Here is a 13,247-nt window from a genome sequence, read left to right as displayed (position 1 = left end):
GGAGAACTCAATGCACGATTTAATTCAAAGCAGGCCTGCTCCTCATACCGAACGGCAGCACTGGATCGGCGTGCTGGCCCGCGCCCGTCGCAGCGAATTGCAGCCCCATGAAGACGCCCTGCGCGACGTCGAGTACCAACTGATCCGCGCCCCGGAAATCGGCATGACCCTGGTCCGTGGTCGCATGGGCGGCAACGGCGCGCCGTTCAACGTCGGCGAAATGAGCGTGACCCGTTGCGTGGTGCGCCTGGCCGACGGCCGCACCGGCTACAGCTATCTGGCGGGTCGCGACAAGGTTCACGCCGAACTGGCGGCGCTGGCCGACGCGCATTTGCAAGGCACGCAGCAGCGCCATTGGCTCGATCAGGTGATCACGCCGCTGGCCCAGGCCCAGGCCGAACGCAGGGCGCTGAAGGAGGCGGACACCGCCGCCACCAAAGTCGAATTCTTCACCCTCGTGCGAGGAGAAAACTGATGAGCGCACAGCTGTTGCAACCGGCGTTCACCGACCCGGTGCTGGATAGCCAGCGCGGTTTTCGCGCGGCCATGAAGGCACTGGCCGGTCCCGGTCTGATCCAGACCCTGCAAGCCACGCCGAGCCTCGAAGGGCTGGCGCCAGCCACCTATGCGCTGTGCCTGGCGTTGCTGGATGTCGACACGCCCCTGTGGCTGGCGCCGTCGTTCGACACGCCGCTGATCCGCGCCAACCTGGCGTTTCACTGCGGCTGCCCGCTGACCGCCAACCGTGAAGACGCGCGTTTTGCCTTGCTTGCCACCGACGATCTGCAAGACCTCAGCGGCTTCGATCACGGCAACGACCGCTACCCCGATCAGTCCTGCACCTTGCTGGTTCAACTGCCGAGCCTCGATGGCGGGGCAGGGCTGGGCTGGCGCGGACCGGGGATCGAAACCGAACACGCCGTCGCACTGCCGGTGGCCGACGGTTTCTGGCGCGAGCGTGAACGTCGCAACGAATTTCCCCGTGGCCTGGATCTGTTTTTCACCGCCGACCATGACCTGATCGGCCTGCCACGCAGCACCCGCATCGCACAGGAGCGTGTCTGATGTACGTAGCCGTCAAGGGTGGCGAACAGGCCATCGACAATGCCCACCGCCTGCTGGCGAAAAAACGCCGGGGCGATACCTCGGTCACTGAGTTGAGCGTCGAGCAGATCCGCCAGCAACTGCCACTGGCGGTGGCGCGGGTGATGAGCGAAGGCTCGCTGTACGACGAAGAACTCGCCGCGCTGGCCATCAAGCAAGCGGCGGGGGACCTGGTAGAAGCGATCTTCCTGCTGCGCGCCTACCGCACCACGTTGCCGCGCTTCAGCCCGAGCCTGCCGATCGACACCTCGAACATGCTGCTCAGCCGTCGTCTGTCTGCCACCTTCAAGGACGTGCCGGGCGGGCAACTGCTGGGCCCGACCTTCGATTACACCCATCGCCTGCTCGACTTTGCGCTGCTGGCCGAAGGCGAGTATCCGGGACCGCAAACCACCCCGAATGCCAGCCTTGAAGCCTGCCCACGGGTCCTTGGCTTGCTGGCCAAGGAAGGCTTGATCAAGAACGAATCGGACAACAACGAGACGGTGGCGGACATCACCCGCGACCCGCTGGAGTTGCCCGCCAGCCGTGCCGAGCGCTTGCAAGCGCTGGCCCGTGGCGATGAAGGTTTCCTGCTGGCGCTGGGGTATTCGACCCAGCGTGGTTATGGCCGTAACCACCCGTTCGCCGGGGAAATCCGTATCGGCGACGTTGAAGTGTGGATCGACCCGGAGGAGCTGGGCTTCCCGATCAACCTGGGCAGCATCGAAGTCACCGAGTGCGAGATGGTCAACCAGTTCGTCGGCTCGGCCACGGAACTGGCGCAGTTCACCCGCGGCTACGGCCTGGCCTTCGGACATGCCGAGCGCAAGGCCATGGGCATGGCGCTGGTCGACCGCGCCCTGCGCGCCAAGGAGTTCAACGAAGAGATCGAGTCCCCGGCGCAGCAGGAAGAATTTGTGCTGATGCACTGCGACAACGTCGAGGCCGCCGGCTTCGTCTCGCACCTCAAGTTACCTCACTACGTGGACTTCCAGGCCGAACTGGAACTGATCCGCAAACTGCGCAAGCCTGCCGAGGGCAGCAACCATGAATGACCAGACTCAAGCGCCGGTACGCGACGCGGCGTACAACTTTGCCTACCTCGATGAACAGACCAAACGCATGATCCGCCGCGCCTTGCTCAAGGCCGTGGCGATTCCCGGGTATCAGGTGCCGTTCGGTGGCCGCGAGATGCCGTTGCCCTACGGCTGGGGTACTGGCGGCATGCAATTGACCGCTGCGATTCTTGGCGATGATGACGTGCTCAAGGTCATCGACCAGGGCGCCGACGACACCACCAACGCGGTGTCGATCCGCCGCTTCTTCGCCCGTACCGCTGGCGTTGCCACCACCGAAATCACCCCGGACGCGACGGTGATCCAGACCCGCCACCGCATCCCGGAAACGCCGCTGCATGCCGATCAGATCATGGTCTATCAGGTGCCGATTCCGGAGCCGCTGCGCTTTATCGAACCGTCGGAAACCGAGACCCGGACCATGCACGCCCTCAACGATTACGGGGTGATGCACGTCAAGCTCTACGAGGACATCGCCACCTTCGGCCACATCGCCACCGCCTACGCCTACCCGGTGATGGTTGACGAACGCTACGTGATGGACCCCTCGCCGATTCCGAAATTCGACAACCCGAAACTCGACATGAGCCCGGCGTTGATGCTGTTTGGTGCCGGTCGCGAGAAGCGCCTGTACGCGGTGCCGCCCTTTACCAAAGTCGTCAGCCTGGACTTCGAGGATCACCCGTTCGAAGCGCAAAAGTGGGACGAGTGCTGCGCCATTTGCGGTAGCCACGATTCGTTCCTCGACGAGCTGATCCTCGACGACGCCGGCACCCAGAGCTTTGTCTGTTCCGACACTTATTACTGCGCCGAGCGCGTCAGCCAGCAGGAGCAGGGCCAATGAACCAGGCGCTGAAAAACGAACTGTCCGTGTCCACCGAACCCTTGCTGCAAGTGCGTGACCTGTCGCTGTTGTACGGTCCGGAAAAAGGCTGCCAGGACGTCAGCTTCGACCTCTATCCCGGTGAAGTGCTGGGGATTGTCGGCGAGTCCGGTTCCGGTAAATCGACCTTGCTCTCGCTGCTGAGCGGGCGCCTGCCACCGCAAAAAGGTCGCATCGGTTATCGCGACAAGCAGGACCAATGGCTCGACCTGTACAGCGCCAGCGAAGCTGAACGCCGCACCTTGTTGCGCACCGAATGGGGTTTCGTCGAGCAGAATCCGCGGGACGGTTTGCGCATGGGCGTGTCGGCCGGCGCCAACATCGGCGAGCGCTTGATGGCCCAGGGTGTGCGCAATTACCAGCAGCTGCGTGGGGCGGGCCTCGACTGGCTGAGCCAGGTGGAAATCGACCCGCAGCGCATCGACGACTTGCCTCGCACCTTCTCTGGCGGCATGCAGCAACGCCTGCAAATCGCCCGCAACCTGGTGTCGAGCCCGCGCCTGGTGTTCATGGACGAACCTACGGGCGGTCTCGACGTCTCGGTTCAAGCGCGTTTGCTCGACCTGCTGCGCGGACTGGTGCGTGAGCTGGACCTGGCGGTGGTGATCGTCACCCACGACCTGGCGGTGGCACGACTGCTGGCCGATCGCTTGATGGTGATGCGCCGATCGCGGGTGGTGGAAACCGGTTTGACTGACCAGATCCTCGACGATCCGCAGCATCTTTACTCTCAACTGTTGGTGTCTTCGGTGCTGCAGCCATGATGAATCCCTTGATCGAGGTCCGTGACCTCTCGAAAACCTTCACCCTGCACCAGCAGAACGGCGTGGTCCTCAATGTGCTGCGCGGCGTGGATTTCAGTGTGGCGGGCGGCGAATGCCTGGTGCTCCACGGCCAGTCCGGCGCCGGTAAAAGCACCTTGCTGCGCACCCTGTACGGCAACTATTTGCCAGCGGGCGGCAGCATCCGCGTGCAGCATGACGCGCAGTGGCTGGAGCTGGTGGGCGCCGAGCCCCGGGACATTCTGCAAGTGCGCCAGCGCACCCTGGGTTATGTCAGCCAGTTCCTGCGGGTGATTCCGCGAGTGGCCTGCCTGGACGTGGTCATGGAGCCGGCCCTGGCCCGAGGCTGGTCGAAACACCTGGCGCAATCCCGTGCAGAGCTGTTGCTCAGCCGCCTGAACATTCCGCAACGCCTGTGGCAGCTGGCGCCCGGCACCTTCTCCGGTGGCGAGCAGCAGCGGGTCAACATCGCCCGTGGCTTCATGGTGGCGTGGCCGGTGATGTTGCTCGACGAACCGACGGCCTCCCTCGACGACAACAATCGCCAGGTGGTGCTGGAACTGATGAACGAAGCCAAGCAAGCCGGTGCCGCGCTGATCGGCATCTTCCACGACCGCGTCGCCCGCGAAGCGGTTGCCGATCGCCATCTCGACATGACCCCCGTTGCCGTGAACCCAGAGGAATACGCCGATGCCCGTTGAACAGATCCTCAGCAATGCCCAACTGGTCACCGCTGACCGCGTGTTCTACGGCACCGTGGTGCTGCGCGACGGCGTGATCGTCGATGTGGCCGAAGGCCCGAGCCGCTTGCCCCAGGCCCAGGACCTCAACGGTGATTACCTGTTGCCGGGCCTGGTGGAGTTGCACACCGACAACCTGGAAAAACACATGACCCCGCGCCCCGGCGTGGACTGGCCGTCGCGCTCGGCGGTGCTCAGCCACGATGCGCAGATCGTCGCGGCCGGCATCACCACCGTGTTCGACGCGGTGTCCATCGGCGACGTGAACCCCAAGGGCAACCGCATGCAGAAACTGCCGGCGATGCTGGAGGCGATCTCCAGCGCTTGCGACGCCGGGCTGACCCGCGCCGAGCACCGCCTGCACCTGCGCTGCGAGCTGTGCCACCCGGACACCCTGAGCGTGTTCCGCGATCTGGTGGAGCATCCGCTGGTGCAACTGGTGTCGGTGATGGACCATTCGCCGGGTCAGCGCCAATTCGTGCTGGAGTCCAAGTACCGTGAGTACTACATGGGCAAATATCACCTGACCACCACGCAGATGGACGAATTCATCACCTTGCAGATGGCCAACTCCCGGGAATACAGCGACCGTTATCGCGCGGCGATTGTCGAGCATTGCCTGGCCCGTGGCCTGTCGGTGGCCAGCCATGACGACGCAACCCTGGCCCACGTCGAGGAATCGGCGCGCTACGGCATGACCATCGCCGAGTTCCCGACCACCGTCGAAGCGGCGCGCGGCTGCCGCCAGCAGGGCATGCAAGTGTTGATGGGCGCACCGAACATCGTGCGCGGCGGTTCGCACTCGGGTAACGTGGCGGCCGCTGAGCTGGCGGAAGCAGGGCTGCTGGACATCCTGTCCAGCGATTACTACCCGGCGAGCCTGTTGCAGGCGGCCTTTGCACTGGCGGCCCAGAGCGAACGGATCGACCTGGCCGCCGCGATGCGCATGGTCAGCCTGGCCCCGGCCCGCGCCGCCGGGTTGAGCGATCGTGGCGAAATCGCCCAGGGCCTGCGTGCCGATCTGGTGCAGGCGCGCAGTCAGGACGGGTTGCCGGTGGTCCAGCAAGTATGGCGACAAGCGAAGAGGGTGTTTTGATGTCAGGCAGGTTGATCTATCTCATCGGGCCTTCCGGTTCGGGCAAGGACAGCCTGCTGGATGCCGCGCGAACACGGTTGGCCGAACGCGGCTGCCGTATCGTGCGGCGGGTCATCACCCGCTCGGCGGAAGCCGTGGGCGAGGCGGCGCTGGGCGTCAGCCAGCAGCAGTTCGCCGAGATGCAGGCCCAGGGCGCATTCGCCCTGAGCTGGCAGGCCAATGGCCTGACCTATGGTATCCCCAGGGAAATCGACGAGTGGCTGGCGGCGGGGAACGACGTGCTGGTCAACGGCTCACGCGGGCATCTGCCGCAAACCCGCCAGCGCTATCCGAACGTGCTGGCGGTGTTGTTGACCGTGGATCAGGCGGTGTTGCGCCAGCGCCTGCTGGCGCGCGGGCGCGAGTCCGAGGCCGAGATCGAACAGCGGCTGGCACGCAATGCCCGGTTCAATGAGCGCCTGCTGGCCGAAGACCCGGCCGTGCACCTGCTCGACAACTCCGGGTCGCTGGAGCGCACCGTCGAACACCTGCTGGCCTGCATCGACGAGCCTGCCGCATGCGCCTGACGCTGTTGGGCACTGGCGACGCACGGCAAGTGCCGGTCTACGGATGCGAATGCCAAGCTTGCGTTCGTGCGCGCATCGATGAGCGCTGGCGACGACGACCCTGCTGCGCGCTGGTCGAATGCGGCGACCAGCGCTGGCTGATCGACAGCGGCCTGCCGGACCTCACCGAGCGCTTCGCGCCGCGCAGTTTCAACGGCATCTTGCAGACTCACTACCACGCCGATCATGCCCAGGGCCTGTTGCATCTGCGTTGGGGGCAGGGCCTGGTGATTCCAGTGCACGGGCCCGTCGACCCGGAAGGCCTGGCGGATCTGTACAAGCATCCGGGCATTCTCGACTTCAGCCAGCCGTTCGAGGCGTTTGAAACCCGCGCTTTCGGCCCGTTGAACGTAACCGCGCTGCCGTTGCTGCACTCCAGGCCGACCCTCGGCTACCTGCTGGAAGGCGAGGGTCGGCGGATCGCCTACCTGACCGACACCGTGGGCCTGCCACCGGCCACCACGACGTTTCTGCAACGCCAGCCGCTGGACGTCCTGGTACTCGACTGTTCGATACCACCACAACCCCAGGCACCGCGTAATCACAATGACCTGAACCTGGCCTTGCAATGCATCGAGGAACTGCAACCGGAGGCAGCGGTGCTGACCCATGTGGGGCATACATTGGATGCGTGGCTGATCGAGCATTGCGCAGAGTTGCCGGGGAATGTCAGCGTGGGGTTTGACGGGTGTGTGCTGTAGCGGCGGGAACAGCTGCTGTCAAAGCATCTGTCGGTAATCGTTCAGCGCCTTGACGGTCTGAACCAACCCTTGGCGCAACAAGAGGTCCAGGTAAGTGCCGACATCCAGCGCGGGTGATTTCAACTGTTTGCGTTGTCTTTGGGCCGCACAGACCACCGCCGATGCATCCAGGGCAAAAAGATTATCGACGAACTCGTCAGGATGCTGAGCCTCGACACCGAAAGGGGCCAATGCTGTAGAGGGGAAATCTTTTTGATTGAAGGTGACAATGACGCTGGCATTGCAGCGGATGGCAGCGGCCAGCACATGTCGATCATTGAGGTCTGGCAGGATCAGCCCTTCTATCAGGTTTTCGTAACCGCTGACGCAAGCATCCGGTATGGCCAGATCCATCAGCTCGCAGGTGCGATCCAGTTGTTGTGCGGTCAGATCCGGACGGTTTTTCAGTAGATTGCGTTTCCATTCGTCATGTATCTGCGAGGACCATCGCGCCCGGAAACGTCCAGAAAGCGCAAGCCACATCAGAAAGTCTCTCAATGGGGCGGGGTAAAGCACGCAGGCATGATATACAGCGGTGAAAGAAGAGTGCCTCACTCGTATCCTGTCCTTAACGCCTGTGCCTGCTCGGCGAGTAGCGTCATTGCCTGCTCGCTGGCTGCTTCGCGTCGGTTTTTATACTCCATCAAATCGGCAAAACGCACACGTCGGTGCTTGCCGGTTTTGTGGTAGGACAACTCGCCGGATTCGAGCAATTTGATCAGGTGTGGACGTGAGACGTTGAGCAGATCCGAAGCTTCTTGCGTAGTCAGTTCTGCGTGAACCGGAACCACTTTTACGGCGTTCCCCGTGGCGAGTTCCGCCAGGATATCAACCAGCAGGCGCAGCGCCGAGGTAGGTAGTTCAACGATGTGCGCTTCGTTCTGCTCGTCGAAAATCTGGATGCGCTGGGTTTCCAGTTGAGTTGAGAGGTAAGCGACCAAGGCGCGCTGGCTCTCGATAGCAGCCTGTACTTCACGCTCCATGGGCAAGTTGATTGGGTGAGTGAGGGTCGTCATGACGGTTTCCAATAGGCTGAATAGTCGATGTTGGCAGGCTATTCGAAATATTCGAAAATCGCAATAAACGAAATAATCGAAAACTCAGGCCTCTATGGTCAACAACCCCTGCACATACTCCACAAACGCCCGCGCCTTCGCGCTGGCCATCCTGCCCGTGGGAAATACCGCCCACAGGTCCTGATTCGGCAAGGTCCAGTCGGACATCACTTCCCTCACCGAGCCATTGGCCAGCTCTGGCGCAAACATCCATTCGGAGGCGACAGTCAGCCCCAGATGGGCCAGCACCGCCCCGCGCAGTCCTTCGGCGGCGTTAACGCGCATCCGGCCGCTGAGGGTGACCGGTTGTTCTTCGTCGCCCTTCCTGAATGGCCGGCTGGTGGCACCGCCCAGGGTGTAGACGATCGCCGGGTAACGGCTCAGGTCGGCGGGGCAGGCGGGTTCACCGTGTTGTGCGAAATACGCCGGTGTGCCCAGCACCACGCGCCGACATTCGGCGATCTTGCGGGCGGTGAGGCCTGAGTCGCTCAGGGTGCCCATGCGCAATGCAACATCGACGCCTTCTTCCACCAGGTTGACGTTGCGGTCATCGAGCATCAGGTCAATGTCCAGTTCCGGGTTTTGCTCCAGAAACGCTCCCAGGTGAGGAACGATGTGCAGCCGGCCGAATGTCACGGCGGTGCAGATGCGCAAGGTGCCGGTCAACCCGCTGGCTACCCCGCGGGCGGCATTGTCGGCTTCGTTGGCTTCTTCGATGGCGCGTTTGGCCCGCTCGAAAAAGGCCAGGCCTGCTTCCGTGGGTGTCAGGCCACGGGTTGAACGTAGCAGCAGCCGCACCGCCAGCCGCGATTCAAGCTGCGCGATGGTTTTCGATACGGCGGGCTGACCGATGTTCAGACGCCTGGCGGCGGCGGAAAACGAGCCGGTTTCCACCACGTAGACGAAGGTTTCCATTGCGGCGAGGCGGTCCATCCAGAGTCCTTGTACAGGTGTGAACGTTGCCGGAGATCCAATGTGGGAGCGGGCTTGCTCGCGAAAGCGGTGTTTCAGCCAGCATCGATGTCGAATGTCAGTACGCATTCGCGAGCAAGCCCGCTCCCACATTGGGTGGGAGCTGTCAGCTCCGGATCCGGCCGTTGAGTGTAATCCCGGCGTTGAACATTGCCGAGGCTCTGATTCACACCCCGCAAAACAACCGGACATCGCATTGCGGATTTTTGTGCTTGAGTAAACATAACTCTGGAGTTATTTTTATTCACGCCGGAGCAAGGAGGCTGTGGTGCAGAGCAGGTTATTGATAAAGGAGCTGGAAGAGGCGGGCTGGAGGCTGGACAGGGTCACCGGCAGTCATCACATCTTCACTCACCGTTACAACCCCTACACGATCCCCGTTCCCCATCCGAAAAAGGATTTGCCGGTCGGGACGGTCAAGAGCATCAGGAGGCGGGCCGGGCTTCACTGCCCGCCAGCCGGTTACGCAGGAGATCCATAATGCAATATCCAATCTGTATCGAGTGGGGCGATGAGAACACCGCCATCGGTATTCAGATCCCCGACATTCCAGGCGCGGTAACCGCCGGGGATACGTTTGAAGATGCCTATAACGCGGCGGTCGAGGTTGCCCACATCCTGCTGCAGGAGATTGCGGCGAACGGGGAGACGATTCCCATGCCGACATCGGCGGCGGAGCATCGCGGCAATCCGGAGTTCGCCGACATGGGATGGGGGATGCTGGAACTGGATATCTCGCCGTACCTGGGCAAGACCGAGAAGGTCAATGTGACGTTGCCAGGGTACGTGATCCAGCGAATCGACCGTTATGTGCGCGAACATAACGTCAAAAGTCGCTCGTCGTTTCTGGCGGATGCGGCGATGGAGAAGCTGGTTCGGTATTGAGGGGGCCAGTCAAACCGCCTTCGCGAGCAGGTTCGCTCCCACAGGATTAACGAAAACCCTGTGGGCGCGAGCCTGCTCGCGAAGCTTTTTGGAAAGTTACGCGGTAGCGAGCGAACGCTTCTCTGGAACACTCAAAAACCGCAGCAACGCCACCAGCGGAAACGCACTGCCCACCATCACGATCCACAACCAGCCACCGTGTTCATACACCGCGCTGGCCACCGAAGAACCAAAGGCGCCGCCGATGAAGATGCTGGTCATGTACAACGCATTCAGCCGACTGCGGCTCTTGGCATCGAGGGCGTAGACCGCGCGTTGGCCCAGGACCATGTTCATCTGTACGCAGAAGTCGAGCACCACGCCGGTCACGGCCAGGCCGATGACGCTGTAGGCGGGATGAATGAAGGCCGGCAGGAAACTCAAGCTGGCGAACAGCAGCGCCAGCAAGGAAGCAATCCGGGTGTGGCCGGCATCGGCGAGGCGACCGGCAATCGGCGCCGCGATGGCGCCAATGGCACCCACCAGCGCGAAGAGCGCGATCTGCGATTGCGACAGGCCATGATTGCGCGCCAATTCCAGCGGCACCGCCGTCCAGAACAAACTGAACGTGGCGAACATGCAACCCTGGTAAAACGCGCGCTGACGCAACACCGGCTGACGGCGCAGCAGCGTCCACAGTGAACCGAGCAGCTGGCCATAAGACGCACTGTGGTCAGGCTGGCGCTTGGGAATGGTCACCGCCAGCACGACGCTGATCGCCGCCATCAACAGCGCTGCGATGACAAACATCGCCCGCCAGCCGAAATGGTCGGCGACCACGCTGGACACTGGCCGCGCCAGCAGAATCCCCAACAACAGACCGCCCATGATCCCGCCGACCACCCGGCCACGGGACTCTTCCGGCGCCAGGTGCGCGGCCAGCGGAATCAGGATCTGCACCGACACCGAGCTGAAGCCCACCAGCAACGAAATCAGCAAGAACACGTTCGGCTGATCGGTGAGCGCAGCGCCCAGCAGGCTGGCAATCGCCACCAGGGTGGTGATGATCATCAAGCGGCGGTTCTCCAGCAGATCCCCCAGCGGCACCAGGAAGAACAGGCCCAGCGCATAACCGATCTGGGTCAGCGAAACGATGAAGCTGGCCATGGTGCTGGTCAGGCCGATGTCCGGCGCGATCAGGCCGATGATCGGCTGCGCGTAGTAAATGTTGGCCACGATCGCACCGCAGCAAAAGGCGAACAGCAGCACCATGCCTCGGGTCATTGTCGCGGTGCCTGGGTGCACTTGGGTCGCTGGATTCATAACGGGTCTCGCTCAATAGAAGAGAATGCGCGCAGGCTAATGGCCAGGCCAAAACGGCGGAAGAGTGGTTGGAGTGATAGCAATCATTCCATTGCGGAATGAGTGACGAGCGTGTGGGCCGTGGGCCGATGATCGACGCGTCAAAGGATCATGGGCCGATGATACATTCACTTACATCTTGTTCGACAGCGTGCTTATGTTCTCTCTCACGTTTCATCGCGGGAAAGCACGCCCATGAAGGCGATGTTGCGACACCTTTTCCGTGGACGGCCCAGTCGGTTTCCGCGCGCCAGGGGGGTGTGACACCCCCGTGTAACGCCAGCGGACAGACCGGCTGTCCGAAGAAATGTCCATCTCGCCTCGACAACTAAAATCAACCGGGGGATCACTTCAACGCGTCCTTTGAAAGCAGGAGAATCACGATGAAAATCGTATCTTCGCTGGCGTTGGTGGTAGCGGTTGGGTCGATCTCCGGGTGCTCCACAGTACCTGATCGTCAGGTCACCAACGTTCCCTTGAACGCTACACCTATTAATGCCGGGAATATTGCTCAGTCATTAATGATGCCCGATGGCAATGCAACCATGTTCTGGTTCGCGGTCAGTGGCCAGCCGATGGGCAGCGCCTTGCCCGGCCGGTTGCTCGCTTATATCTATCCGGGAAGTTGTGCGAGTCTGGGTTCGGAACCCGCCTATGAAATGAATGACGGTCCGAATGCGCGGTTCTATTCGCAATCGTCACTGCAGTATTTCTGGAAAAGCGTATCTGTAAGCACGGAAACGCTTCGAGCGGGAGACTATGCACTGGTGGTCCGTGAAAGCCCGGCGGATGGGCATCAAAACCTGTTCTGCGGAAACCTGGGCTGAAATCACACAGGAGCGATCAACGTCAGCCACAAAAAAGGCGACCGCTTCAGGTCGCCTTTTTCATGACTACCCAGTGCTTACTGGGCGTAAATCTGGTCGAAAATCCCGCCATCATTGAAGTGGGTTTTCTGCACGGTGCGCCAGTCACCGAAGGTTTTCTCCACCGACAGGAAGTCCACTTTCGGGAAGCGGTCGGTGTACTTGGCCAATACTGCCGGATCACGCGGACGCAGGTAGTTGGCGGCGGCGATTTCCTGGCCTTGCGGCGACCACAGGTATTTCAGGTATTCCTCGGCGGCGGCGCGGGTGCCTTTTTTGTCGACCGATTTGTCGACCACCGATACCGGTGGCTCGGCTTCGGCGGAAACGCTTGGGTAGATCACTTCGAACTGGTCGCGGCCGAATTCGCGGGCGATCATTTCCGCTTCGTTTTCGAAGGTCACCAGCACGTCGCCAATCTGGTTGGTCATGAAGGTGGTGGTGGCGGCACGGCCACCGGTATCGAGCACTGGCGCTTGCTTGAACAGCTTGCCAACGAAGTCCTTGGCCTTGTTTTCGTCGCCACCGTTCTTCAGCACATAGCCCCAGGCCGACAGGTAGGTGTAGCGCCCGTTACCCGAGGTTTTCGGGTTAGGCACGATGACTTGCACGCCGTCCTTGAGCAGGTCCGGCCAGTCTTTCAGGGCTTTGGGGTTGCCTTTGCGCACGATGAACACGGTGGCCGAGGTGAACGGCGCACTGTTGTTCGGCAGGCGGGTGACCCAGTTGTCCGGTACCAGTTTGCCGTTGTCCGCCAGGGCATTAATGTCGGTGGCCATGTTCATGGTAATGACGTCGGCCGGCAGACCGTCGATGACCGAGCGCGCCTGTTTGCTGGAGCCGCCGAAGGACATCTGCAAGGTGATGTTTTCGTTGTGCTCGGCTTGCCAGTGTTTCTGGAACGCAGTGTTGTAGTCCTTGTAGAAATCGCGCATCACGTCGTAGGAAACGTTGAGCAGGGTCGGTGCGGCCTGAGCCACGCTGGTCAAGGCCAGGCCAGCGGCCAGAAGTGAGGCGCCAAAGAGTTTTTTCACTGCCAATTCCTTGTTCTCTGTGTGTAGGAGCTGCCGCAGGCTGCGATCTTTTGATCGTTAAGAGCAAGATCAAAAGATCGCAGCCT

Annotated in this window: 17 protein-coding genes; 12 read left to right on the top strand and 5 right to left on the bottom strand. The window is 61.8% G+C overall.

The window, feature by feature from the left end:
* Nucleotides 1–10: 10 nt before the first annotated feature.
* From phnG to phnP, 9 genes are read left to right on the top strand one after another with little or no spacing between them, the layout of a single operon-like run.
* A complete protein-coding gene (phnG, locus tag F8N66_RS25205) occupies nucleotides 11–475 on the top strand; it encodes a phosphonate C-P lyase system protein PhnG (protein ID WP_150772733.1) in 465 nt (154 codons plus the stop codon).
* Nucleotides 475–1,065: a phosphonate C-P lyase system protein PhnH gene (phnH, locus tag F8N66_RS25200; RefSeq protein WP_150772732.1), complete on the top strand. Its 591-nt coding sequence runs from the start codon at nucleotides 475–477 to the stop codon at nucleotides 1,063–1,065. Before phnG ends, phnH begins: the two co-directional genes overlap by 1 nt.
* On the top strand, nucleotides 1,065–2,141 hold the full coding sequence (locus tag F8N66_RS25195; RefSeq protein ID WP_150772731.1) for a carbon-phosphorus lyase complex subunit PhnI: 1,077 nt from the start codon (nucleotides 1,065–1,067) through the stop codon (nucleotides 2,139–2,141). The genes phnH and F8N66_RS25195 overlap by 1 nt, the downstream gene beginning before the upstream one ends.
* Nucleotides 2,134–3,006: an alpha-D-ribose 1-methylphosphonate 5-phosphate C-P-lyase PhnJ gene (locus F8N66_RS25190; protein ID WP_150772730.1), complete on the top strand. Its 873-nt coding sequence runs from the start codon at nucleotides 2,134–2,136 to the stop codon at nucleotides 3,004–3,006. Before F8N66_RS25195 ends, F8N66_RS25190 begins: the two co-directional genes overlap by 8 nt.
* Nucleotides 3,003–3,809: a phosphonate C-P lyase system protein PhnK gene (gene phnK, locus F8N66_RS25185; protein ID WP_150772729.1), complete on the top strand. Its 807-nt coding sequence runs from the start codon at nucleotides 3,003–3,005 to the stop codon at nucleotides 3,807–3,809. Before F8N66_RS25190 ends, phnK begins: the two co-directional genes overlap by 4 nt.
* A complete protein-coding gene (gene phnL / locus F8N66_RS25180; RefSeq protein WP_150772871.1) occupies nucleotides 3,809–4,528 on the top strand; it encodes a phosphonate C-P lyase system protein PhnL in 720 nt (239 codons plus the stop codon). Before phnK ends, phnL begins: the two co-directional genes overlap by 1 nt.
* Nucleotides 4,518–5,663 carry an alpha-D-ribose 1-methylphosphonate 5-triphosphate diphosphatase gene (locus tag F8N66_RS25175; RefSeq protein ID WP_150772728.1) on the top strand — a complete coding sequence of 382 codons (1,146 nt, stop codon included), beginning with the start codon at nucleotides 4,518–4,520 and terminating at the stop codon, nucleotides 5,661–5,663. The genes phnL and F8N66_RS25175 overlap by 11 nt, the downstream gene beginning before the upstream one ends.
* On the top strand, nucleotides 5,663–6,229 hold the full coding sequence (gene phnN / locus F8N66_RS25170; RefSeq protein WP_150772727.1) for a phosphonate metabolism protein/1,5-bisphosphokinase (PRPP-forming) PhnN: 567 nt from the start codon (nucleotides 5,663–5,665) through the stop codon (nucleotides 6,227–6,229). Before F8N66_RS25175 ends, phnN begins: the two co-directional genes overlap by 1 nt.
* A complete protein-coding gene (gene phnP / locus F8N66_RS25165) occupies nucleotides 6,220–6,969 on the top strand; it encodes a phosphonate metabolism protein PhnP (protein ID WP_150772726.1) in 750 nt (249 codons plus the stop codon). Before phnN ends, phnP begins: the two co-directional genes overlap by 10 nt.
* 18 nt (nucleotides 6,970–6,987) lie before the next feature.
* On the opposite strand, the gene F8N66_RS25160 is transcribed toward phnP, so the two are convergent.
* The 3 genes from F8N66_RS25160 to F8N66_RS25150 all read right to left on the bottom strand — a co-directional run bounded on the left by F8N66_RS25160 (nucleotide 6,988) and on the right by F8N66_RS25150 (nucleotide 8,996).
* The gene (locus F8N66_RS25160; RefSeq protein WP_150772725.1) at nucleotides 6,988–7,563 is read right to left on the bottom strand and encodes a PIN domain-containing protein; all 576 of its coding nucleotides are present in this window, start codon (nucleotides 7,561–7,563) and stop codon (nucleotides 6,988–6,990) included.
* Complete coding sequence (locus tag F8N66_RS25155) at nucleotides 7,560–8,024, bottom strand: helix-turn-helix domain-containing protein (protein ID WP_150772724.1); 465 nt, start codon at nucleotides 8,022–8,024, stop codon at nucleotides 7,560–7,562. The genes F8N66_RS25160 and F8N66_RS25155 overlap by 4 nt, the downstream gene beginning before the upstream one ends.
* Before the next feature lie 84 nt (nucleotides 8,025–8,108).
* The gene (locus F8N66_RS25150) at nucleotides 8,109–8,996 is read right to left on the bottom strand and encodes a LysR family transcriptional regulator (RefSeq protein WP_150772723.1); all 888 of its coding nucleotides are present in this window, start codon (nucleotides 8,994–8,996) and stop codon (nucleotides 8,109–8,111) included.
* Nucleotides 8,997–9,303: 307 nt separating this feature from the next.
* Between F8N66_RS25150 and F8N66_RS25145 the strand changes: the two genes are divergently transcribed.
* Together F8N66_RS25145 and F8N66_RS25140 are read left to right on the top strand one after the other, a co-directional pair.
* The gene (locus F8N66_RS25145) at nucleotides 9,304–9,516 is read left to right on the top strand and encodes a type II toxin-antitoxin system HicA family toxin (protein WP_150772722.1); all 213 of its coding nucleotides are present in this window, start codon (nucleotides 9,304–9,306) and stop codon (nucleotides 9,514–9,516) included.
* A complete protein-coding gene (locus tag F8N66_RS25140) occupies nucleotides 9,516–9,920 on the top strand; it encodes a type II toxin-antitoxin system HicB family antitoxin (protein ID WP_150772721.1) in 405 nt (134 codons plus the stop codon). Before F8N66_RS25145 ends, F8N66_RS25140 begins: the two co-directional genes overlap by 1 nt.
* A gap of 96 nt (nucleotides 9,921–10,016) precedes the next feature.
* On the opposite strand, the gene F8N66_RS25135 is transcribed toward F8N66_RS25140, so the two are convergent.
* A complete protein-coding gene (locus F8N66_RS25135; RefSeq protein ID WP_150772720.1) occupies nucleotides 10,017–11,222 on the bottom strand; it encodes an MFS transporter in 1,206 nt (401 codons plus the stop codon).
* A gap of 422 nt (nucleotides 11,223–11,644) precedes the next feature.
* Here F8N66_RS25135 and F8N66_RS25130 point away from each other — a divergent pair, with 422 nt between their 5' ends.
* On the top strand, nucleotides 11,645–12,088 hold the full coding sequence (locus F8N66_RS25130) for a hypothetical protein (RefSeq protein ID WP_150772719.1): 444 nt from the start codon (nucleotides 11,645–11,647) through the stop codon (nucleotides 12,086–12,088).
* 77 nt (nucleotides 12,089–12,165) lie between these two features.
* Here the strand turns inward: F8N66_RS25130 and F8N66_RS25125 are convergent, their stop codons facing one another.
* Entirely contained in the window at nucleotides 12,166–13,161 is a 996-nt protein-coding gene (locus F8N66_RS25125; RefSeq protein ID WP_150772718.1) for a sulfate ABC transporter substrate-binding protein, read from the bottom strand.
* Nucleotides 13,162–13,247: the final 86 nt, after the last annotated feature.

The sequence above is a fragment of the Pseudomonas fluorescens genome (assembly GCF_902498195.1).
GTDB lineage: Bacteria > Pseudomonadota > Gammaproteobacteria > Pseudomonadales > Pseudomonadaceae > Aquipseudomonas > Aquipseudomonas fluorescens_BU.
Note: the sequence above shows the minus strand (reverse complement) of the source record. Positions and strands in the feature narration are given on the sequence as shown.